Origin of the sequence: Winogradskyella eximia (genome assembly GCF_003386165.1) — a bacterium.
Lineage (GTDB): Bacteria > Bacteroidota > Bacteroidia > Flavobacteriales > Flavobacteriaceae > Winogradskyella > Winogradskyella eximia.
Genome location: NZ_QRDV01000007.1, coordinates 38,321 through 60,061, shown reverse-complemented (window position 1 = coordinate 60,061; position 21,741 = coordinate 38,321). Strand labels below are relative to the sequence as shown.

Genomic DNA, 21,741 nt, shown 5'->3' with positions numbered 1-21,741 from the left:
TATCAATTTTTAAATGACGGTTTATCGGCTTTTTCTGCGGATAGTAAGTTAGCAAAAATTCTGTAAGCACCTGAGACTCCTGCAGGAAATTCTCGAAAAAAACTTAATCCGGTATAAATATAGTTGCCTTTTCCATATTTAGCGACCAATAATGAACCCTTTTTTGAACCCTCTCCTTTATCGTTTGAGGCGAGTAATGGCGTGAATTCTTTAGACCACTTGTTTGGGAAATATAAGCCTCGTTCTTGAACCCAACCTTCAAAATCTTTATCCGTAATTTTATTAGGAAAATTTAAAATTGGATGATTCGGTTCTAAAATTTTAACAGCAGCATTCTCATCTGTAACTCTGTCTCTAGATAATTGTAAATCGAATGGAGCTAATTGATCTACTTTAATACCTCTATTGGTATTGTATTGAACAATTAGGTTGCCACCTTCCTTAACATAATCTAATAAGAATTTTTGCTTAAATTTTAATTCTTCAACAATATTATAAGCTCTAATACCCATTACGATGGCATCAAAATTTGAAAGATTTTCTGGTGAAATTTGCTCGGGTTTAATGGTGGTAACCGTATAACCAATTTGTCTTAAACTTTCAGGAACAACATCTCCTGCGCCTTCGATATAACCAATGTTATTTCCTCGTTTTTCGATATTTAATCGTACCACTTTACTTTCGCTTGGCATTAAAACCGTCTGAAATGGAATATGCGCATAATCGATTTCTATGAGTTCATCAGTATAAAATTCTCCATTTACATTTACCATTGGAGTAATTAAACCTTCACTTTGATTTTTTGGAGGTATAATTGTAAATACTACTTTTTGAATGTCTCCTTTATTAACAATTTCAATTTTTTGCTTTTCAGGAAAAACCTCCCAACCTTGAGGATATGCCATTTGAACATAACCATCAATATTGTTTTTGCCTGCTTTTACAGTGATTTCAATTTCTTTTTGTTCATCATTTTCAAAGATGAAAACCTTATCACTAATACTTGCTGAAACCACAGGAATAATCTCAAAGGGTCTGTACAATTCACCTTTATCTGGTTTAGAATAGCGATAGACTACTGGTTTTTTAATACTAATAGGTGTACCTTCTATTAATAAATTAAAATCTACAAATACAGCTCTTGGAGTTTCTGGTAAGCCAATTAAATTTTGATCTTTTACATTATACATACCTAGAGTACTTTTTTTATTTAACCAATAAGGTGTTGTGTAAGCGCTGTTACTAGGAATGGTTATGCTTTCTTCAAAATTTAATTTTTGATTTGAAGACAAGTTCATGTTTTTAGAAATTCCGTTACTCATTGTAGATAAGTTATAGGACACCAAATCGATATTGGCTTTACTACGGTTTAAAACTTCCATATCTAAAGTGACTTGAGAATTCGGTGCTGCATTTGGACTTTTTGCAGAAACTTCAAGATATAAGCCAGCACAAGCTTCAATAATAGTTTTGAGTTCTTTTGTTTTAACGGTTTTCCAATGTTCGTCTTTTATGTTTTGAAGCAATTTGTATGCTTCTAAAAGTTGTGGTAAATGTGTTTCTGGGTTTTTAAAATTGAAATTGTTTTCAACTGTTTTCAAAATGGCTTCAATAGCTTTTCCTCCTTCTACACGGTTCCAAGTAACATCTATGCCTGAGAAAATATCTTCATTTTTTTTTAGTGGATCTCCTTTTAAAAACTCAATATATTCTTGTTGAGAACCACGTTGCGATAAACGTCCAAAACCTTGACACAAATGCTGGCTGCTTGCAATGGCAGCCACTTCGTTATTAGACATACCTTTACTTGGATAATATACACCAATATCAAAACTATGCATATTGGTTTTGTTGGCTTTTTCAAATTTTTCTTGACTTCCGTAAAACCACCATGAGGTGTTGAAAAAGACGCGTTTTGGCTGCCATGTTTTAGTTAATTCTAATTGTGAAGGGTATTTTGTTGCATCATTAGCCAAATCAAAAGCTTCCATACTTAACATGGCAGAAGCTGTATGGTGACCATGTGTTTTTCCTGGTGATCTATGGTCAAAACGGTTAATAATTATGTCTGGTTTAAATGTTCTTATAGCCCAAACCACGTCTGCAAGAACTTCGTTTTTATTCCAGATTTCTAAAGTTTCATCTGGATGTTTTGAGTATCCAAAATCATTGGCTCTAGAGAAACGTTGTTCACCACCATCTACGCGTCTTGCTGCTAATAATTCTTGAGTTCTAATAACACCTAAAAGTTCTCTGATTTCTGGTCCGATAAGGTTTTGTCCTCCGTCTCCTCGAGTTAAAGATAAGTATGCTGTACGTGCTTTAACTTCGTTAGACATATATGAAATGAGTCGTGTGTTCTCATCATCTGGATGTGCAGCAATATATAGCACTGAGCCTAAAACATTGAGTTTTTGAACAGCTTCATAAATTTCTGAAGAATTATAGGTTTTTGGTTGTTGTGCTTGTAAAGAAAAAAATGTGCTTACTAGAAGCAATAGACAAAGCCTAAGTTGGTACATGAGGTTGTTAGTTTGTTACTTTTCAAATATAGGAAAGTTAGAAACTTATTGCCTTTTTTTAGGTTTTGTTTAACGGTTTATTGAATGCTATTATTTTCTAATTCGTACAAATCCTTTTTTGTAAACTGCCTAAATGAAAATTTATAACCTTCATAAGCTGCAATAGCATAGAAAATTAAATCCATTGGACCTGCTATTTCAGACATGATATTAAATGTTTGAGAAAAGTCGAAAAGCAATAATGTTTCAAAATAACCCAATTGTTCATTGTTAGCAATAAAGCCAATAATGCTTAACACATCTCCAAATACACAACTCAAAATGGCTAAAATGGCTCCACAGATTCCGAATATAGGATCTAATCCTTTTCCAAAATAACGCATGCCTAAACCTACAAGAGCTCCAATTGCAATTGCAATTAATCCTATTTTCATGTTGGTTGCGACCGTGAATGCTGCCCAACCAATGGCAGCTAAAACTCCTATGAAAATTCCGGCAAAAATCGCTGCAGGCAGACTTTGTTCTGATTTAAGTTTTTCGAGTGTTTGATTAGAAATTTGACTTGTAATTTCAGAGCCTTGCAATTCTATGTCGTCATTTATTTTGGCAACGGCTACATTGTCTAAACTGAATGATTCGCATTCACCTTCAAAATCAGCAATATTATTTGTCAATTTGCATATAATCCCGACTTTTAAATCCATGTCGCGATTAATACATGTTTTACAAAATTTAAGGTGTTCTTGCCTAGTCATATCAAAGTTTACTTGTTTCTAGGCAATTATAGTAATTTATAACCACTTTTTTCGCTTAAAATAAAACAACAATGCAATAAACATAAGAAGCATAACACCCAAAAGCACAAAATACCCATAACGGTATTTTAATTCTGGGATAAATTCAAAATTCATTCCATAGATACCAGCAAGAAAGGTGAGTGGTATGAAAATAGTAGATATTATGGTGAGTACTTTCATCACTTCATTCATCTTATTACTAATAGTTGTCATGTACATATCCATTAAACTCCATATCATTTCACGATAGATATCTATATTTTCGGATACTTGAATTAGGTGGTCGTAAATGTCTCTATAATAAGTTATTGTACGTTTGTATATTAGCTCGTGCTCTCCCTTTTCAATTCTATTTATAATTTCTCTTAGCGGAAAAATAGCACGACGAACTTTTAATATTTCGCGCTTAAGTTGTTGCACTTCAATATTAATATTGTCTTTTGTATGACCTTCAAATAAATCTGTTTCTAAATCTTCAATCTTATTACCTAACGTTTCAATTATACTAAAGTAGTTATCTACAACAGCATCGATTAAGGCGTATAATAGATAATCGGATTTTAGACCTCTAATTCGTCCATTTCCTAAGCGAATGCGCTCTCTTACGGTATTAAATACGTCTCCTTCAGATTCTTGAAAAGACAATACATAATTCTTTCCTAACACCAAACTGACTTGTTCGATAACAATATTTTCGTCATTATCGTAATAGAGCATTTTTAAAACGACGAACAGGTAATCATCGTATTCGTCAATTTTTGGACGTTGGCCTGTATTTACAATGTCTTCTAAAACTAGAGGATGTAAATCATATTGTTTTCCTATTCTCTCAATTTCATTTATAGAGTTTAGTCCATCAATATTAATCCAGCTGATGGATTCGGTATCTTTAAAGGATTTGGCATCTTCAATATTGGTGAGTACACTCTCGTTAATGGAGTCTTTGGTATAATCAAAACATTCAATATGGAGGTTTTTGTCAGATTTTTTTCCAGTATATATTAAAGTACCAGGTGCTTTTCCAACATGTTTTTTATAATGTTCTGTTCTTTTTTTTGCTTTACGTTTTAACACCATGTATTATAAGAGTTTTAAATAAGACGATAAATTAACCGATGGGTTATAAAATACTAGTATCGTCTAAGGCATCCTTTTGCAATAAAGTTACAGCTTTTTGAAGAATAAGATTGTTAGGATAGGTAACCAAATTACCATGATCATCTCTAAGATGAATTTGAAAAGCTCTAATATCTTCAATAATAGCTATTATTGAATCGTCCTTATCATGAATTTTTATTTTATCACCCACTTTATACGGAAACGAAAAAAACATGATAACGCCAGAAGTAACATTACTTAGAATAGACCAAATAGCAAATAGACCAACTCCTATGACAGCAAACACAGATGAAAACACTACAATAACCTTTTCAGGTTCTACACCAAGTATAAAGGTTTCTATTAAAACAGCGATAAGCACTAGGATTACCGTAACATAACGACCAATTAATGCGGCTCTTGCTTCTGTAGTACCACTTTTTTTACCAATTTTTTTTACGGTAATAACAATAATGGTTCTAATTATTAGAAGTATAACTAATAATACAACGGTATAAATAATTTTATCTTGGTCTATTGAAAGCATTGAACTCATGTAAGGCTTGTTTAGCTTGGCAAATATACTTGAGAAACTAATAAAGTTTATTGCAATTTTAAAGTTTCTCTAAGCTTGATATCTGAAACGCTTTTTTTGTTCCAATAGTCCGATTTTAGAGTTTTTAATTTCGTGGCTTTTGTAGTTAACACCTCTTCAGATGCATCAGAACTACTAGTTGAAGTTTCTTCCCAACCTAAAATATCATATGGGAAGTTCGGATTAAAGTTAATCTTTAATACGCGATCTAAATCTTCATAAGAGATTGTGTAACTGCCATTTTCTAAACTAGTAAAAGCCTTGTAAGATTTTAACTCATCATGGTTTAATCTAATATATTCCAAAGAAGGAATGATCTCTATCTCTCCAACAGGAAGACTTTTAGGATCGATTCTTAGTTTTATCCAAAGTTCATTTTCTGTCCAGCTTTTTTCTAAATTAAATGTAGAATCTGCTTCTCCTTGAAAGTAAGAGTGCGTTACTACCTCAAAATCATCACGATTATTAAGTTGTGTATACACATGTCCACACCATTCTTGTACTGATGCCGAAATCTTTAAAGCATGCTGATTATTTGCCACAGGATAAAAAGTACTTTGCATTATAGAATATGGGTAAATACCTGTAACGAAGTTTTTGGTAGCATTCATCTTTAAAATAGGTGTGTTACTATCGCTATAATTATCTGCTTTAACTTGTTTTTCTGGAAGAAAATCTTCCGTTACAAATAATAATAATGCTTGGCCTTCTCTAATTTCGCCATAACGTTCTTGTTCTAATTTGTAAGAGGTGATTTCAGCTTCACCATTATACCAATAGTCTCTAAAGTTTTTAGATAATTTTGTTTTTGGCGCTAATACTTCAGTTTTAGAATTTGGAGTAACAACAAGCTCCGAGGTTTTACTTTCCTTGTCTTTGCAAGAAAAGCATAACATGACTAAAGAGGCTATTAAAACAAACTTTAAATTGGTGTTTATAATCTTTATCATAATCTATGCATTAAATTATAATAAAGATAAGGCTCTAAAAATCGTTGGCAATACTATTTAACGTTTCGTAAAGTAAATGTGTAGGTAAGCCAACAACGTTGTTATAAGAACCTTCAATACTTGTAATTGCGATAGCTCCAATCCATTCTTGAATACCATAGGCACCAGCTTTATCTAATGGTTTGAAATGCTTAACATAGTACCAGATTTCTTCATCTGTTAAAGCTTTAAATGTCACTTTTGTAATGGTATTTACAATGCGTTGTTCGGTTTTTAAAGTGAAACAAATAGAGGTAACCACTTCGTGTGTTTTGTTGCTTAACGATTTTATCATGTTAAAAGCATCGTCTTCATCTTTAGGTTTTCCAATGGCTTTATCTTCTAACCAAACAATGGTGTCGCTTGTAATAAGAATATCGTTATCTTGAAGCGTATTAGTAAAAGATTCAGCCTTTAATTTCGCTAAAAAGTCTGTGATTTCTTCTCGTTTTAAATCTTTCGGATATATTTCTTCAACTGGCTTTAATTGAATCTTAAAATCCAGATGCATGTCCTTTAAAAATGCATGGCGACGTGGTGACGCAGATGCTAGAATAATATTAAAGTTTTTGAGTTGGTCTTTTAGCATCTTATTTTAATATGAAGTTGTAAATTATTATAGATCCCATACCAGAAAGCATTACTAATTTTAAAACCAAACTAATATGCTTGTATTGTGTTTTCTGTTGCGCATTAAATAGTTTTAGGCTTATATAGATTAAAGGTGCAACGACTAAAATTAAAAAGTAACCGACAACAATTTGCTGTTTAAATAAATAGGTGATTACATAGTATGTTATAGATAAAATGGGTACTAACGATACTATGAATGCAATTTTTGTGGCACGTTCTCTGCCTAAAAGTACAGGTAAGGTTTGTATTCCGGCTTTTTGATCTCCCTCGATATCTTCAAGGTCTTTTACCATTTCTCTAACAAGATTTATTAAAAAAGCAAAGATTGCATAATCTCTTATAATATTTATAAAAGTCATTTGCACGGCTTTGTTATTAGCGTTGATTGCCGGAACCAATTCAAAAATGCCAACCAACAAAATACTCAATGCAACGACGATTGAGACAACCACATTGCCCACAACAGCAATTTGTTTTAATGAGGTTGAATAAACGTAGAGTAGAGCAGAAGCAATAAAAAAGATGGAGAAAAACCCAGCTTTGCCTATGCCATTAGCTAAATAAAAACCTATACCAACACCAATAATATTAAACACCATAAACAGTGCTGTTGCATTATTTTCAGTAATGTGTTTATTGATAATTAGTTTATTTGGTTTGTTGATTTTATCCGTTTCAACATCATATATATCATTAATAATGTATCCACCAGCAGCAATTAAAAGAGTGGCTAAAACTAAGAGAAAAAAGTTGAAATCACTTAAGGAAGTTAAAACACCATGACTTTCTTTAAATGGAAGTAAAAGAGCATACTTAATTAAGTATTGCATTAGAGCAATCATTAATAAATTTTTCCAACGGATTAAATTGAGAAAGTGAATCATTTGAGGGTTTAGTGAGATAAAATTTTAGTAATTAAATAATAAGCTAATAATGCAACAATGATAAAAACAATACTACTAATAAGTGCTGTTTTTTTTAAGAGTTTACGTTCTTGTTGTCTTATTTTGTCTTTAATTTTTTGCTTGTCTTCTTTAGATAAATCTTTGTGAAGAAAATGCATTTTATAGTGTAAATGAGCTTCAAGATCTAGTTTTTCCTTGTATTTAGAAAAAGGCTTTGATGATCTTTGGTTAAATGTCGCCTGACTATTACCAAAACCTATATATCCAAACCCTGTACTATGTCTTCTGTTGCCTGACACTTTTATTATTATTATTATTATTATTATTATTATTATTATTATTATTATTATTTTGAATTTTAAAATTATGAATATTTAGATAGTTATACTTTATGCTAATCATATTTAGCATTAAAATTACCATTCCATTTGCCATGTACTTTGAGCACTTGTTCAATAACATCTCTTACGGCACCTTTTCCACCAGTTTTATGAGAAATATATTTTGAAATCGCTTTAATTTCAGGCACTGCATCTTGCGGACAACATGGTAGACCTACTAATTCCATAACAGGAAAATCTGGTATATCATCTCCCATATACAACACTTGAGATTTTGAAATATTGTATTGTTCTAAGTAACTATTAAGCTGTTCAATTTTATTATGAGCACCTAAAAAAATGTCTTTTATACCTAAAGCAGCTAAACGTTTGCGGACACCTTCATTAGAACCTCCAGAAATAATACAGAGATTATACCCAGCATCAATAGCCGTTTTTAAGGCAAATCCATCTTTAATACTCATGGTTCTTAACATTTCTCCTTCAGTGGTTACTGTGATTGTACCATCAGTAAGTACACCATCAACATCAAAAATAAATGTTGTAATGTTTGCTAAATATTCTTTATAACTTTTATCGTCGCTCATAGGTTGTTTTCTTTTTTAGTTCGTTTCGGATTTTCCTTTTCTTGATCGAAAGCTTGAAACATTATGCGTCTTTTTAATAGAGGAGGTTAGCATTTTATAAATGGCTTCATGCTCCTCCTTTTCAATTAGTTTTAATTGTCGCTTAATGGTTTTTTTGTCATTGCGTTTTGCAGGACCAGTTTGAGCCATAAAGGGTGACATTTGCTGAATTTTTTTTGCCGTTTCTTCAATTAAAGGATGTAAAATTTCAAATTCTATATTCTTGGTTTCACAAATTTCATGACCAATTCTATAGAGTTGATTTGTGAAGTTATTTACAAAAACAGCTGCTAAGTGAAGTGTTTGCCGTTGTTCGGTGGTAATTTTATGTGGTTTACAACCTACAGCTCTTGCTAAATCTCTTAAAAGTTCGAGATTTTCTTTTTCATAAACTTCAACACAAATCGGAACTTCAGAAAAATCAATATCTGCATCTTTAGAAAAAGTCTGTAAAGGATAAAACACACCAATCTGATTTTTTTTATCTATATCATGCATTGCAACACTGCCTGAAGTATGCACTACAAATCGGTTTGTAAAAGGTAAATCCGCAGACAATTGTGCAATACTATCATCACTAACAGCGATTATATAAACGTCTGCTTCTTTTAATTCATCTAAAGAATCCGTTATATCAACCTCATTTGCATAAGAAGAAATTGAAGTGCGTGTACGGTTGTACCACTGCGTAACCGAAACGGTTTCTGAATTTGAAAATGCTTTATATAAATGTGTGGCCACATTGCCAGCACCAAGTAATATTACTGAAATCATGCTGTAAAAATACTAAGATTTCTTATCTTAGAAACACAAGAAAGCGATTAAAAGAATAACTTTGAATCTATGAGTAAGAAAGATATAAAAACCAGAGAAGATGTTTATCAATTGGTTTCCAAATTTTACGAAAAAGTTAGGAAAGATGAAAAATTAGGGCCCTTTTTCAATGAAACCATAAAAGATTGGGACGCACATTTAGAGCATCTTACTACGTTTTGGGAATCGAGTTTATTCTTGAAAACAAAATTTACGGGCAATCCGTTAGAAGCACATACCAGAGTAGATAAAGCTTTTAATCATAGTATTACAGAATTACATTTTGGATTATGGCTTAACTTGTGGTTTCAAACTATAGATGAATTATTTGTAGGCGATTATGCCGAAAATGCCAAACGACGTGCACGTAAAATGGGCACATTTATGTACATGAATATTTTTGCAGCAAGAAATACATAATCCTTAACAAGCTTCTTTATAAATTTGTGTTTTTAAAAATCTAAAATTATATCACAAATGAAACTTATAAAAGAATTTAAAGAATTTGCTGTTAAAGGAAATATGATGGATATGGCCATTGGTATCATCATTGGTGCATCTTTTAATAAAGTTATTGATGTTTTAGCTAAACAAGTAATTTTACCACCATTATCCTTGTTAACAGACGGAGTTAATTTTGGTGAAAAGAAATTAGTATTAAGAGATGCTATAGTAGATGCTTCAGGCACAACTACAGTTACTGAGGTTGCGGTAGCTTATGGTAAATTATCAGAAGTGTTTTTAGACTTTTTAATTATTGGTTTTACAGTTTTTATCATTGTAAAATTTATGAATAAGTTACGTAACAAAGCTCATGACACCAAGGACGAAACTGTAGTAACTCCTAAGGATATTCAGTTGCTGTCTGATTTAAAGGAATTAATGGAAGAGCAAAATAAAATGCTTAAGAGCAATTCAATGAATTAACCTACTACTTATTCATAATTTTAACATGTTTTAGTAGTATTATCGGATTTTCTAATCACTAAAAAACCATATCTTTGCGCGAGCTTAAAAAAGCCTATAGCTATGCAAAAGAAAATCGCTAATTTCCTATTCTCTACAAAACTTACTGCGTTTTTATTTATTGCCTTTGCCGTTGCCATGGCAGTTGGTACTATTTTAGATAGAAACATGGAAACCTCACCAACACCTTATACAAGAACTTTAATTTATAATGCATGGTGGTTTGAAACTATTATGGTGTTTTTTATTATCAATTTTGCGGGTAACATATTTAGGTATCGCTTATATAAAAAGGAAAAATGGGCAACATTAATTTTGCATTTATCCTTTGTTTTAATCCTTTTAGGTGCATTTATTACGCGTTATATAGGTTTTGAAGGCATGATGCCTATTAGAGAAGGAGAAACTGAAAGTGAATTTTTCTCTCAAAAGACCTATATCAGTGGACGAATAATTGGTGATTATGAAATAGATGGTCAATTACAACAACGAAGAATAGAAGAACATGTAGATTTTTCTCATCGTTTAGATAATAGTTTTGATAAGACTTTTGATTATGGAGACACAAATGTGACCATAAAACTGAAAGAATTAATTGAAGGTGCTGAAAAAGATGTTATTCCTGGAGATACAGGTAGTCGTTATTTAAAGATAGTTGAAGCAGGTAGTGGTGCACCACATAACCACTTTTTAGAAGATGGTAAAATAGCAGATTTGCATAATGTCTTATTTTCTTTAAATAAATTTCAGGAAGGAGCTATTAATATTACCGAAACAGAAAACGGTCTTTATATTCAATCTCCTTATGATGGTGATTATATGACAATGGCCACACGAGAAACAGGTAAATTAGTTAAAGATAGCCTACAACCATTAGTGTTGAGATCTCGGTATGTTATAGGTAATATGCAAATTGTGCTTCCCAATCCTATTGTACAAGGTGAATTTGGTGTTGTAAAAAAAGCATCATTCTTAAAAAATGATTCTGATGGAATTATATTTGAAGTGACCGCGAATGGAGAAACTAAAGAAGTAGGTGTTTTAGGAGGACCAGGTACCAATAGTGGATATGAAGAATTTGAGGTAGGCGGATTAGAGATTGCTTTAAAATATGGTCCTAAAATTTTGAAACTTCCTTTTGAAATAAAACTGAATGATTTTATAGCTGAAAAGTATCCTGGTACAGAAAAAGCCTATTCGTCTTACGAAAGTAAAGTTACAGTAAAGGATAAAGACCAAGGTGAATTTGATTATCATATTTATATGAATCATGTATTAGACCATGGAGGTTATCGCTTTTTTCAAGCAAGTTTTGATCCTGATGAAAAAGGGACAGTATTATCGGTTAATCATGATTTTTGGGGAACATATATTACATACGCTGGTTATATGTTATTATATTTTGGACTTATGGCAATTCTATTTGCAAAGAATACACGCTTCGATGATCTTAGAAATCGATTAGAAAAAATTAAGACCAAAAAAGCAAAAATGATGACTATGATTTTGCTTTTATTGAGTTTCTCTGGTTTTGCCCAAGAACACTCTGAAAATGATGGTCATGATCACTCCAACAAAACAGGGAAAGAACAGATAGACTCTATTCTTAAGGTGCATATTACACCAAAGGAGCATGCTGCTAAATTTTCTGAAATGGTGGTTCAAGATTATAGTGGTCGTATGATGCCAATGCATACTTATGCTTCAGAGATGCTTCGTAAGTTGAGTAAAAAAGAAACATATGAAGATTTTAACGCAGATCAAATTTTTCTTTCAATTCAAGAAAGTCCTATGCTTTGGTACAACGTACCTATCATTTATTTAAAACCTAGAAAGGCTGATTCTATAAGAAATATTATAGGTGTAGGTTATGACGAAGAACATACCAAACTTGTTGATTATTTTACGCCAGATGGTCGTTATAAATTAGCGCCTTATTTAGAAGAGGCATACAAAGCACAAGTACCAAATGGCTTTCAGAAAGAAGTAAAAGAAGCAGATTCTAGAGTTAATTTATTATATAATACTATCGAAGGTCGTTCTAATAAAATATTTCCTATTCCTGGTGATGAAGGCAATAAATGGATTTCTGCATTAGAATTTAGAGAGGAAGGATATAGAGAAAGAATAGAAGATACGCTTTATGGTAATTTTATTAATAATGGGTTTAGTGCTTATTTAGTGACCTTAAATAATGCAAAGCAAACTGGCGATTTTTCTAAAGCAGAAGAATTACTGCAAGGCATTAAAAAAACGCAACAACGTTTTGGAAGCGAAGTCATGTTGGCTGATGACAAAATAAAATCTGAGATTTTATACAACGATTACGATATTTTTAAGCGATTATTTAGTTGGTATATGTATGCCGGAACGGTCTTATTCGTTTTAATAATCATTCAAATTTTTAAATATAAGAGCAAGGGAATTAAGGTTGCAATTAATATATTCATCGGAATTATTGCTTTGTTATTTGTACTGCACACCGTAGGTTTAATTTGGAGATGGTATTTATCTGGCCATGCACCTTGGAGTGATGCCTACGAATCTATGATCTATGTCGCTTGGTCTACTATGCTTTTTGGTTTTATTGTTGGTGTTACTAAGAGGAAAAAAGGCACAGTTAAAGAAGATGCTAATGGGATTTCAAAAAGCTTTATTGGTCAAATAAGCACTTCTAGTTTAACAGTTGCTGCAGGAGCTTTTGTTACCTCTATGATACTAATGATAGCACATTGGAATTGGATGGATCCTGCAATTGCAAATCTTCAACCAGTGTTGCAAGGTTATTGGTTAATGATACATGTTTCTGTAATTGTAGCAAGTTACGGACCATTCACACTTGGTATGATATTAGGAGTAGTGGCTCTATTGTTAATGATATTTACGACTAAGGAGAATAAAGAGCGCATGGATGTCAATATAAAAGAGCTTACTATTATTAACGAAATGGCTTTAACTGTAGGTTTGGTAATGTTAACCATTGGAAACTTTCTAGGTGGCATGTGGGCAAATGAAAGTTGGGGAAGATATTGGGGTTGGGATCCTAAAGAAACTTGGGCACTTATTAGTATAATGATTTATGCTTTTGTCATTCATATGCGTTTAGTACCAGGATTAAGAAGCCGTTGGATATATAGTTTTATGTCAATACTTGCTTTTGGTAGTATTTTAATGACGTATTTTGGAGTTAATTTCTACCTGTCAGGTTTACACTCTTATGCGAGTGGAGATCAAATATTAAGCTTTAAGTTTATAGCAATTACTTTAAGTATTATTGCTGTTCTGGGCTTTTTCTCTTATCGAAAATATAGAATGTATTATAAGAAATAAAGTCGAATTTATTGTTTTCTATATCAAAGACAACGAGATTTTATTTTGGAAAATTCTATTAATTAAGTCATTTTTATAGTGAAATGCTTCTATACTTTTTAATATGAATTTGTAGGTTTTAGCGGCTAAATGTTAATAAAAAATGTATTTTATCGTTTAAATATGTTTTTAGTGGATTATTTTAATTGATTTTTCTATTTTTAAAAATCATTAAAACCCAAATCTAATGAGAACAATACTATTTAGCCTTATACTACTAATTGCTTCTGTTAACATTATAGAAGCTCAAGACGAAATTCAGCTAGTAAGAGTGAATTTTCAAAATCTAGAAGGCTACACAAGACAATTATTATTAGGTTTTGTACCAGACAATTCTGCTACAGACGGAACTGATTATGGTTACGATGCTTTAAATATTGACGACCTTCCAAATGATTTAAATTGGATTATTGAAGAACAGCGTTATATAATTCAAGGAGTAGGGGAATTTAATACCAATAAGTATTACCCATTAGGTATGTTTTTAGCTGATTCAGGAGATGTTCATATTTCCTTAGATTCTTTAGAAAATTTTGACCAAACTATAGAGGTGTATTTATATGATGTAACGTTAGACACTTATACACTTTTGAATGATGTGGATTACAGTAGTAATTTAACTGCAGATATCTATTTAAACCGGTTTTATATCACCTTCTCTAATTCTGTAGGTGCTGCAATTAATGAAGACTTGTTATCTGTAGCAGAAACGAAAGTAGAAGATTTAAAAATTTGGCATTCAAGCCTACAAAATGAATTGAATATAAAAGGTGTTTCAGATTCTAATCATTCTTTATCAATAGTATTGTATAGTTTGGATGGAAAACAGATTATGAAAGAAAAAATTTTTAATCCTAGCCTCACAGATTTAATAAAACTGCAGACTTCTAATATTTCGGCAGGTGTTTATATTCTAAAAATTGAATCAGATGTATTCGCTCATACATCAAAAGTTTGTTTAGGGAAATAAATTTCAACGGACTATTTTTATTAATTTTATTGATTAAATTAATAGAAAGATCATGTCTAAAAATAAAAAATTAGGTTTAAATACTATTTGCACTCACGTTGGTGAAGTTAAAGATGAACAGTTTAAAGGTGCTGTGTCACCCATGTATTTAAGCTCATCCTATGAGTTTTTAGATGTAGATGTAAAACGTTATCCACGTTATTTTAATACTCCTAATCAAGAATTTTTAGCAAAGAAAATTGCTGCTTTAGAGCATACAGAATCAGCTTTAATATTTGGTTCTGGTATGGCTGCAATTAGTACTATGTTTTTAGCCTTTTTAAAACAAGGTGACCATTTAGTGGTTCAGAATACACTATATGGTGGAACAGTAAATTTTATAAAGGAAGAGTTTCCAAAATATGGAATTGAATTTACATTCACTAACGGTTATAAAGTTGAAGATTTTGAAGCTGCTATTCAAAAGAACACTAAACTAATTCATATTGAAACACCTTCCAATCCCTTATTAACTATTACAGACATTAGAGCGATAGCAAAGCTTGGTAAGTCTAAGGGAGTTTTAACTTCTATAGATAATACATTTGCATCTCCTGTAAACCAAAATCCGATGGATTTAGGTATTGATATGGTAATGCATTCTGCTACAAAATACTTTGGTGGACATAGTGATATTTTAGCTGGTGCAGTAGCAAGTTCTGAGGAACATATTGAGCGCATTTGGAATGTTGGTAAAAATCTCGGAGGTAATCTAAGTGATATGACGGTTTGGATGTTAGAACGCAGTATGAAAACATTGGGATTGCGTGTAAAAGCACAAACTAAGAATGCGAAGAAATTGGCTAAATGGCTAGAGCAGCATCCTAAAATTTCTAAAGTGTATTATCCTGGATTAAAATCACATCCAGAGTATCATTTAGCGAAATCACAAATGAAAGGTTTTGGAGCCATGTTATCTTTTGAGTTAACAAACGATTTAGATTCACAACAGTTTCAAAAACAACTAAAACTCATTAAATCTTCCATGAGTTTAGCAGGAGTAGAAAGTACAATGCTCTCTCCTTATTTAACATCACACGCGCTGCTAACTCAACAAGAGCGCGATGCTATTGGTCTTAGTAATCAATTAATACGCTTTTCAGTTGGTATAGAGAACATAAAGGATTTAAAATGCGATATTAATCAAGCAATTGCAGCTTTGCAGTAAATTTATACTTCTTTTAATTTGTTTAAGTCGCATTACAAGAATATTTAATTGCTGTAAATTATAAAAAAAGCAAAAAAAAAAGAGCCTATTTCTAGGCTCTCTTCCGTCATGGAAAACTTATTATTAAACATGATCGTTTAAGTGATGGTGTTCATCAATTAATGGACCACCTTCAATGATTTGCTCAGAAGCTTCACTCGCAAATTTTTCAAAATTTAAGTGGAATGAATGTGCTAATTGTATAGACTTACTGATATAATTACCTTTGTCAGCCCAAGTGTTCATTGGATCTAATATTTCATTAGGAACATTAGGACACGTTTTTGGCATAAATAAACCAAATATTGGGTGTTGTGCAAATTCTGCATGATCTAAGCCACCTTTTAAAATCGCTGTAATCATTGCTCTTGTGTATTTTAATTTAATACGAGAACCAGTTCCGTAAGGTCCAGCACTCCAACCTGTGTTAATTAACCACACGTTAACTTTTGCATCTTGCATTTTTTTGCTTAACATCTCAGCATAAACTGTTGGGTGTAATGGCATAAAAGGCTCACCAAAACAAGCAGAGAATGAAGGTACTGGTTCTGTTATACCAGCTTCTGTACCTGCAACTTTAGCAGTATAACCAGATATAAAGTGGTATGCAGCTTGACCAGGAGTTAATTTTGATACTGGAGGTAATACACCAAATGCATCTGCTGTTAAGAAGAAAATATTTTTAGGATTCCCAGCGTAAGATGGTACCTGAATATTATCAATATTATAAATAGGGTAACTTACACGTGTGTTTTGTGTAATACTACTATCCATATAATCAACTTCACCATTGTCTTTAAAAACGACGTTTTCTAGGATAGCACCTGGCTTAATCGCTCTAAAAATGTCTGGCTCTTTTTCTTCTGATAAGTCAATAACTTTTGCGTAGCATCCTCCTTCAAAATTAAAGATATTATTGTCTGCTGTCCAGCCATGTTCATCATCACCAATTAATTTACGTGTAGGATCGGCAGATAATGTAGTTTTTCCAGTTCCTGATAATCCGAAGAAAATAGCAGTGTCACCATCTTCACCAACGTTAGCAGAACAGTGCATTGGTAGAACGTTTTTCTCTACAGGTAGTACAAAATTAAGAGAAGAGAATATACCTTTTTTGATTTCACCTGTATAAGCAGAACCACCAATTAAAGCTATTTTTCTTGTGAAATCTAAAAGTGAAAAATTGCCTTGACGAAGACCATATTTTTTAGGGTCTGCTTCTACGTAACCAGGAGCACATAGTACTAACCAATCTTCTTCAAAATTTTCTAATTCAGACTCGTCTAATCTTAAAAACATATTGTAAACAAACATATTAGACCAAGGTAACTCAGTAACCGTTCTAACATTTGTTTTATATGCAGGATCGGCACATACGTAAGCATCTCTTACATAAATTTCTTTTCCGCTTAAATAGTCTGTGATTTTAGTTTGTAAAAGGTCGAAATTTTCAGGAGAAATAGCTTTGTTTGTTTTTCCCCACCAAACACGATCTTTTGTATAATCATCTTTCACAATAAAACGGTCTTGAGGAGAACGTCCTGTGAATTTTCCTGTATTTACTGCTAGTGTGCCATTAGCTGTTTCTTTTCCCATTCCTTTTTCAATAGTAATGGCTTGTAATTTTTCTGGAGAAAGGTTCCAGTGTGCATTTGTGTCTTTTAATCCGTACTTCGTTAGGTCTCTAGTTTTCATAATTGGTTGTTTTAATAGATTTTCCATAATTTATAATTTCTTAATTCTACGTTCTAGTTAAAATGACTCTTTTTAAGAGTCATAAATTATAATTAAATAGCTGTCAGTTAGCTCTGAGAAACACTATGTTTTAATTATAGTATAAAGGTAGAATCAATAAGAAGTAATATTTATGACGAAAGTCATACTTTATAAATATTGCGAATTTTTCAATTTTGACTAGTAAATTTTGAGAAAATAATAGATTGTTTCAATCGAAACCGTTTGCGCATTAAAAAGAAAGCGATTATATGCCTTCTTTTTAATATTTTTGACATTCAGAAAAATTAAAAAGAAGATGAAATTAGACATATTAGCAATCGGAGCACATCCAGATGATGTAGAATTAGGATGTGGTGCCACCTTAGCTAAAGAAATTTCGAAAGGAAAAAAAGTAGGCATAATAGATTTAACAAGAGGAGAATTAGGAACAAGAGGTACGGCAGAATCTAGAGATGAAGAAGCATTTAATGCTGCTAAAATTTTAGGCATACATTCTAGAGTTAATATGAGATTTGCGGATGGCTTCTTTATTAATGATAAAGCACATCAACTTGAGATTATTAAAATGATACGGTATTACCAACCAGAAATTATTATTTGTAATGCTATTGATGATAGACATATTGATCACCCTAAAGGAAGTCAATTAGTAAGTGATGCTTGTTTTTTAAGTGGCCTAAAAAAAATAGAGACTATATATAAGGACGAAACTCAACCTCAAGAACGTTGGAGACCAAAAGTAGTTTACCATTATATACAATGGAAAGATATTGAACCAGATGTTGTAGTTGACGTATCTGGTTTTATGGAAAAGAAAGTAGAATCTGTATTAGCGTACAAGACGCAGTTTTTTGATCCTAATAGTAAAGAGCCTGAAACTCCGATTTCTAGCAAAAATTTTACAGATAGTATTGATTACAGAGCAAGAAATTTAGGGCGATTAATTGGTGTGGAACATGCTGAGGGTTACACAGTTGAGCGTTTTGTAGCTGTAGATTCTTTATTTGATTTAAAATAATTTCAAAAACTGTTTGCAAGAGATAACAAATAAATTATCTTTGCAATCCAATTTAAAATGGTGGTTGTAGCTCAGCTGGTTAGAGCGTCGGTTTGTGGTACCGAAAGTCGCCGGTTCGAACCCGGTCTTCCACCCAAAAGTAGTAAGCCTTTCAGAAATGAAGGGCTTTTTTTGTGGAGTGAATTTAAATGCTGTTTTTAATTAATAGAAGTCAAAAGTGTTTTGATATCTTTTTTTAAACGGGTAACTTCTTCAGGAATTAAACTGTTGTAAAATCCACGTATGTTTTGGTTGTGATCTAAAATGGCGATGTAACTACTGTGGTAGAAATCTGTGCCAGCTTCATTAGGTTTAAAATTAGTCATAAATTGAGACGCTAATGCTTTAGTGTTTTCTTCATTAGATCTCAGAAACAGCCATTTGCTACTTGGTATTTCTGTAGCTTCAGAATATTGTTTCAAAACTTCAATAGTATCATTTTTTGGATCTATACTATGCGAAATAAGTATAACAGCATCGTCATTTATAAAAGTTTTAGAAATATCAATAAGTAATGTACGCATTGGTGGGCAGATACTAGGACAACGTGTAAAAAAGAAATTTGCGACTACAATTTTATTTTGAATGGTTTGGGAAGTCATCTGTTTCCCTTCTTGGTTTGTAAAACCCGAATAAGAAACCCTATAGAATTCCTTTTCGTTTTCAGTATTAATCTTATAGCTTAATATAGGTAACTCTTCAACATTCGGTTGGCATCCAATACATAATAATATGAGTAAACAAATTTGTAAACGCATTAGTTTTTAGAGTTATAAGCTTTCAGTTTTTTATGCATTTCTTTATCATATAAAAACACAAACATGCTAGCCATCATATCTTGTTGTACACCAGAAGTATTATTTGTTTCAAGTATTAGTTCATAATTATGATCTGGATATAACATTATTCCTGCTTTACTAGAAAAAGAAGACACATGTTTCAAGCCAATTTTATCAGTGTAATTTTTAGCAATGGAAGTAAAAAGTATAGAGTCCGTTGTTTTGTCTCTAAAAGATAAGGTTTCTGCAAAAGGATGCACATGTGTTGCAATGTGATGCATGGTAGTGCTATCTTTTAATTGAAGTTGATGTGTAATATCATAACGATACCGTTTCTCTCCAGGGAAAACGACCCAATGACCAGACAGACTTTCTCCATCTTCATCGCTATAGCTATGATTTCCTGTTTCTACGGGTAAACACATATTGGGATTAGCTTCCGTTGGTCCTTTAAAAGGATTGTCTGCATCATAAGGTAACATTATAAAGACCGTTTTACTTTGAAGCGGTTTCATTGCATCACTATGTGGTTTATAACCCAAACTAACTTCATGCTTTACGGAGAATGGATCACTCTTTATATTATGATTTAGAGTTTGTGTAGACAGAAATAAGTTTTCATTACCAAAAACAGGAAATCCAAATCCTTCGGGAAATTTATATTTTTCTATACCATTACTCATTGAAGTTAATCTTGGATAATTTTGCCCAATGCGTTCATTTAAATTCCATCGTGCATAATGTTCACCATCATAAAAATCAATATTTGTATGGCACACATAATCATTAGATAGCGCATCAACTTCGTTGGTGCTGATTGCTTTGGTTTCAAAAGAAGTTATCCATAATAAATCATCAGTTTTAGGATCAATTTGAAAAGAGCGCATCACTTTTGGACCTTCCATAGATTTGTATACCTGATCTACTACCAATGTAGGTGTAATTAGAGATAGTGTATTGTTTTTGGTGTTTATATTCCAAGTATTATCTACCAAGCCTAAACTATGATTAATGCGTGTTTTTATAATGGCTTTATGTCTATTAGGTAGGTTTAAATAATAGATACCACCAACACTTATGGCTATAAGCACTAATAAAACTGAATATTTTAGTATTTTAGACTTCACACAATAAATGTAACATTTTTTATGCAAGCACATAGCAAAAGCCGTGTTTTTGGTTTAGATCTAATGAGAGCTATAGCAATAGTGCTAGTTGTTTTTTCTCATGTGTCTTGGATCGTTCCAAATGCACAAGGCATTATTCCTGATATGATGGGAATTGCAGGTGTTTTAGGTGTTGAAATATTTTTTGTGCTTAGTGGTTTTCTTATTGGACGCATCATTTATAAACTATATCTATCAGATGATTTCAGCTTTAAATCAATTTCTTATTTTTGGGTAAGGCGTTGGTTTAGAACGTTACCTACTTATTACTTGGCCTTAATTCTAAATATAGGTATTGCCATTTATTTGGGCTATAGCTTACCAGATAATCTTTGGACATACGTTGTGTTTCTTCAAAATTTCGCCACAGAAATGCCTTCTTTTTTTGTTGAATCTTGGAGCTTATCTATTGAAGAATTTGCATACATCATTGGACCTTTATTGTTATATGGTACTTTATTTATAAAAACAAAGTGGTCTAAATCGAAACAGTTTTTGATTATTACACTCCTTATTATAATGATGTTTACAATAACGAAATGGTTCTATTCTATTAATGATGATATAAAATCGATGCGTTATTGGAATTCTCACTTAAAAGCGGTTGTCATTTATAGAATTGATGCTATTTATTATGGTGTTTTTGGAGCTTACATTTCTATGGTTAAACCAAAATTTTGGAAACATAGTAAATACATAGGTATTATTTTGGGTGCGCTTTTATTGTTTGTTTTAAACCTTATAGTGCCTTTGCAATATATCTTTATAGAAACACATCCTGTCTTTTGGAACTTGTGGTATTTACCTTTAAATTCAGTAGCTGTACTATTAGTTTTGCCCATATTGAGTGAACTTAAAAAAGCGCATAAACTCATAAGTAGGCCAATTACATTTATTAGTGTAATTTCTTATGCCATTTATGTGTTTCATTATTCTATTATTTTACAGCTAATGAAAAATAAATGGGCTTCAGATAACTTGCCGAAAATGGATATTTTAATATACATTATAACTTATCTCTGCTTAATCATTGTTATATCATATTTGGTGTATCGCTTTTTTGAAAAACCAATGACTAACTTAAGAGATTCATCAAAAATTAGACATTACTTCAAATGATGTTTTTTAATAT

At 31.9% G+C, this 21,741-nt stretch carries 20 protein-coding genes and 1 tRNA gene; 8 read left to right on the top strand and 13 right to left on the bottom strand.

Annotated elements, in window-relative coordinates:
- Positions 1 to 2 precede the first annotated feature (2 nt).
- From DFQ10_RS13985 to DFQ10_RS13945, 10 genes are all read right to left on the bottom strand, one after another.
- Positions 3 to 2,522: a PIG-L family deacetylase gene (locus DFQ10_RS13985; RefSeq protein ID WP_115818066.1), complete on the bottom strand. Its 2,520-nt coding sequence runs from the start codon at positions 2,520 to 2,522 to the stop codon at positions 3 to 5.
- A gap of 77 nt (positions 2,523 to 2,599) precedes the next feature.
- Entirely contained in the window at positions 2,600 to 3,226 is a 627-nt protein-coding gene (locus tag DFQ10_RS13980; protein ID WP_115818065.1) for a hypothetical protein, read from the bottom strand.
- A gap of 87 nt (positions 3,227 to 3,313) precedes the next feature.
- Positions 3,314 to 4,396 carry a magnesium/cobalt transporter CorA gene (gene corA / locus DFQ10_RS13975; RefSeq protein WP_115818064.1) on the bottom strand — a complete coding sequence of 361 codons (1,083 nt, stop codon included), beginning with the start codon at positions 4,394 to 4,396 and terminating at the stop codon, positions 3,314 to 3,316.
- Between the two features lie 43 nt (positions 4,397 to 4,439).
- Complete coding sequence (locus tag DFQ10_RS13970) at positions 4,440 to 4,973, bottom strand: mechanosensitive ion channel domain-containing protein (RefSeq protein ID WP_115818063.1); 534 nt, start codon at positions 4,971 to 4,973, stop codon at positions 4,440 to 4,442.
- Positions 4,974 to 5,020: 47 nt separating this feature from the next.
- Positions 5,021 to 5,962 carry a septum formation inhibitor Maf gene (locus tag DFQ10_RS13965; protein ID WP_115818062.1) on the bottom strand — a complete coding sequence of 314 codons (942 nt, stop codon included), beginning with the start codon at positions 5,960 to 5,962 and terminating at the stop codon, positions 5,021 to 5,023.
- 34 nt (positions 5,963 to 5,996) lie between these two features.
- On the bottom strand, positions 5,997 to 6,590 hold the full coding sequence (locus DFQ10_RS13960) for a Maf-like protein (protein ID WP_115818061.1): 594 nt from the start codon (positions 6,588 to 6,590) through the stop codon (positions 5,997 to 5,999).
- 1 nt (position 6,591) lies between these two features.
- Positions 6,592 to 7,518 carry a geranylgeranylglycerol-phosphate geranylgeranyltransferase gene (locus DFQ10_RS13955; RefSeq protein WP_115818060.1) on the bottom strand — a complete coding sequence of 309 codons (927 nt, stop codon included), beginning with the start codon at positions 7,516 to 7,518 and terminating at the stop codon, positions 6,592 to 6,594.
- An 8-nt stretch (positions 7,519 to 7,526) separates the two neighbouring features.
- On the bottom strand, positions 7,527 to 7,838 hold the full coding sequence (locus DFQ10_RS18610; RefSeq protein ID WP_181897642.1) for a hypothetical protein: 312 nt from the start codon (positions 7,836 to 7,838) through the stop codon (positions 7,527 to 7,529).
- Between the two features lie 95 nt (positions 7,839 to 7,933).
- Positions 7,934 to 8,467: a KdsC family phosphatase gene (locus DFQ10_RS13950; protein WP_115818059.1), complete on the bottom strand. Its 534-nt coding sequence runs from the start codon at positions 8,465 to 8,467 to the stop codon at positions 7,934 to 7,936.
- Positions 8,468 to 8,482: 15 nt separating this feature from the next.
- Complete coding sequence (locus DFQ10_RS13945) at positions 8,483 to 9,280, bottom strand: Rossmann-like and DUF2520 domain-containing protein (RefSeq protein ID WP_115818058.1); 798 nt, start codon at positions 9,278 to 9,280, stop codon at positions 8,483 to 8,485.
- Between the two features lie 69 nt (positions 9,281 to 9,349).
- On the opposite strand from DFQ10_RS13945, the gene DFQ10_RS13940 reads away from it, so the two are divergent.
- The 5 genes from DFQ10_RS13940 (at position 9,350) to DFQ10_RS13920 (ending at position 15,831) form a co-directional block, all read left to right on the top strand.
- Positions 9,350 to 9,739 (top strand): group III truncated hemoglobin, encoded by a 390-nt coding sequence (locus DFQ10_RS13940; RefSeq protein WP_115818057.1) that lies wholly within the window; start codon positions 9,350 to 9,352, stop codon positions 9,737 to 9,739.
- Positions 9,740 to 9,796: 57 nt separating this feature from the next.
- Positions 9,797 to 10,246 (top strand): large conductance mechanosensitive channel protein MscL, encoded by a 450-nt coding sequence (gene mscL, locus DFQ10_RS13935; protein ID WP_115818056.1) that lies wholly within the window; start codon positions 9,797 to 9,799, stop codon positions 10,244 to 10,246.
- Positions 10,247 to 10,348: 102 nt separating this feature from the next.
- A complete protein-coding gene (gene ccsA / locus DFQ10_RS13930; protein WP_115818055.1) occupies positions 10,349 to 13,615 on the top strand; it encodes a cytochrome c biogenesis protein CcsA in 3,267 nt (1,088 codons plus the stop codon).
- 226 nt (positions 13,616 to 13,841) lie between these two features.
- Complete coding sequence (locus DFQ10_RS13925; protein WP_115818054.1) at positions 13,842 to 14,624, top strand: T9SS type A sorting domain-containing protein; 783 nt, start codon at positions 13,842 to 13,844, stop codon at positions 14,622 to 14,624.
- Between the two features lie 52 nt (positions 14,625 to 14,676).
- Positions 14,677 to 15,831, top strand: coding sequence for a trans-sulfuration enzyme family protein (locus tag DFQ10_RS13920; RefSeq protein ID WP_115818053.1), 1,155 nt, complete (start codon positions 14,677 to 14,679; stop codon positions 15,829 to 15,831).
- Between the two features lie 123 nt (positions 15,832 to 15,954).
- Here DFQ10_RS13920 and pckA read toward each other — a convergent pair whose 3' ends face one another.
- On the bottom strand, positions 15,955 to 17,565 hold the full coding sequence (gene pckA / locus DFQ10_RS13915) for a phosphoenolpyruvate carboxykinase (ATP) (RefSeq protein ID WP_245940718.1): 1,611 nt from the start codon (positions 17,563 to 17,565) through the stop codon (positions 15,955 to 15,957).
- Between the two features lie 337 nt (positions 17,566 to 17,902).
- Here pckA and bshB1 point away from each other — a divergent pair, with 337 nt between their 5' ends.
- Together bshB1 and DFQ10_RS13905 are read left to right on the top strand one after the other, a co-directional pair.
- A complete protein-coding gene (gene bshB1 / locus DFQ10_RS13910; RefSeq protein WP_115818051.1) occupies positions 17,903 to 18,625 on the top strand; it encodes a bacillithiol biosynthesis deacetylase BshB1 in 723 nt (240 codons plus the stop codon).
- Positions 18,626 to 18,684: 59 nt separating this feature from the next.
- Positions 18,685 to 18,760 (top strand) — tRNA-His (locus tag DFQ10_RS13905).
- A 62-nt stretch (positions 18,761 to 18,822) separates the two neighbouring features.
- Here DFQ10_RS13905 and DFQ10_RS13900 read toward each other — a convergent pair.
- Both DFQ10_RS13900 and DFQ10_RS13895 read right to left on the bottom strand, forming a co-directional pair.
- Entirely contained in the window at positions 18,823 to 19,422 is a 600-nt protein-coding gene (locus DFQ10_RS13900) for an SCO family protein (RefSeq protein ID WP_115818050.1), read from the bottom strand.
- Positions 19,422 to 20,570, bottom strand: a complete 1,149-nt coding sequence (locus tag DFQ10_RS13895) for a hypothetical protein (RefSeq protein WP_115818049.1) — start codon at positions 20,568 to 20,570, stop codon at positions 19,422 to 19,424. The genes DFQ10_RS13900 and DFQ10_RS13895 overlap by 1 nt, the downstream gene beginning before the upstream one ends.
- 21 nt (positions 20,571 to 20,591) lie before the next feature.
- Between DFQ10_RS13895 and DFQ10_RS13890 the strand changes: the two genes are divergently transcribed.
- Complete coding sequence (locus tag DFQ10_RS13890) at positions 20,592 to 21,728, top strand: acyltransferase family protein (RefSeq protein ID WP_115818048.1); 1,137 nt, start codon at positions 20,592 to 20,594, stop codon at positions 21,726 to 21,728.
- Positions 21,729 to 21,741 lie beyond the last annotated feature (13 nt).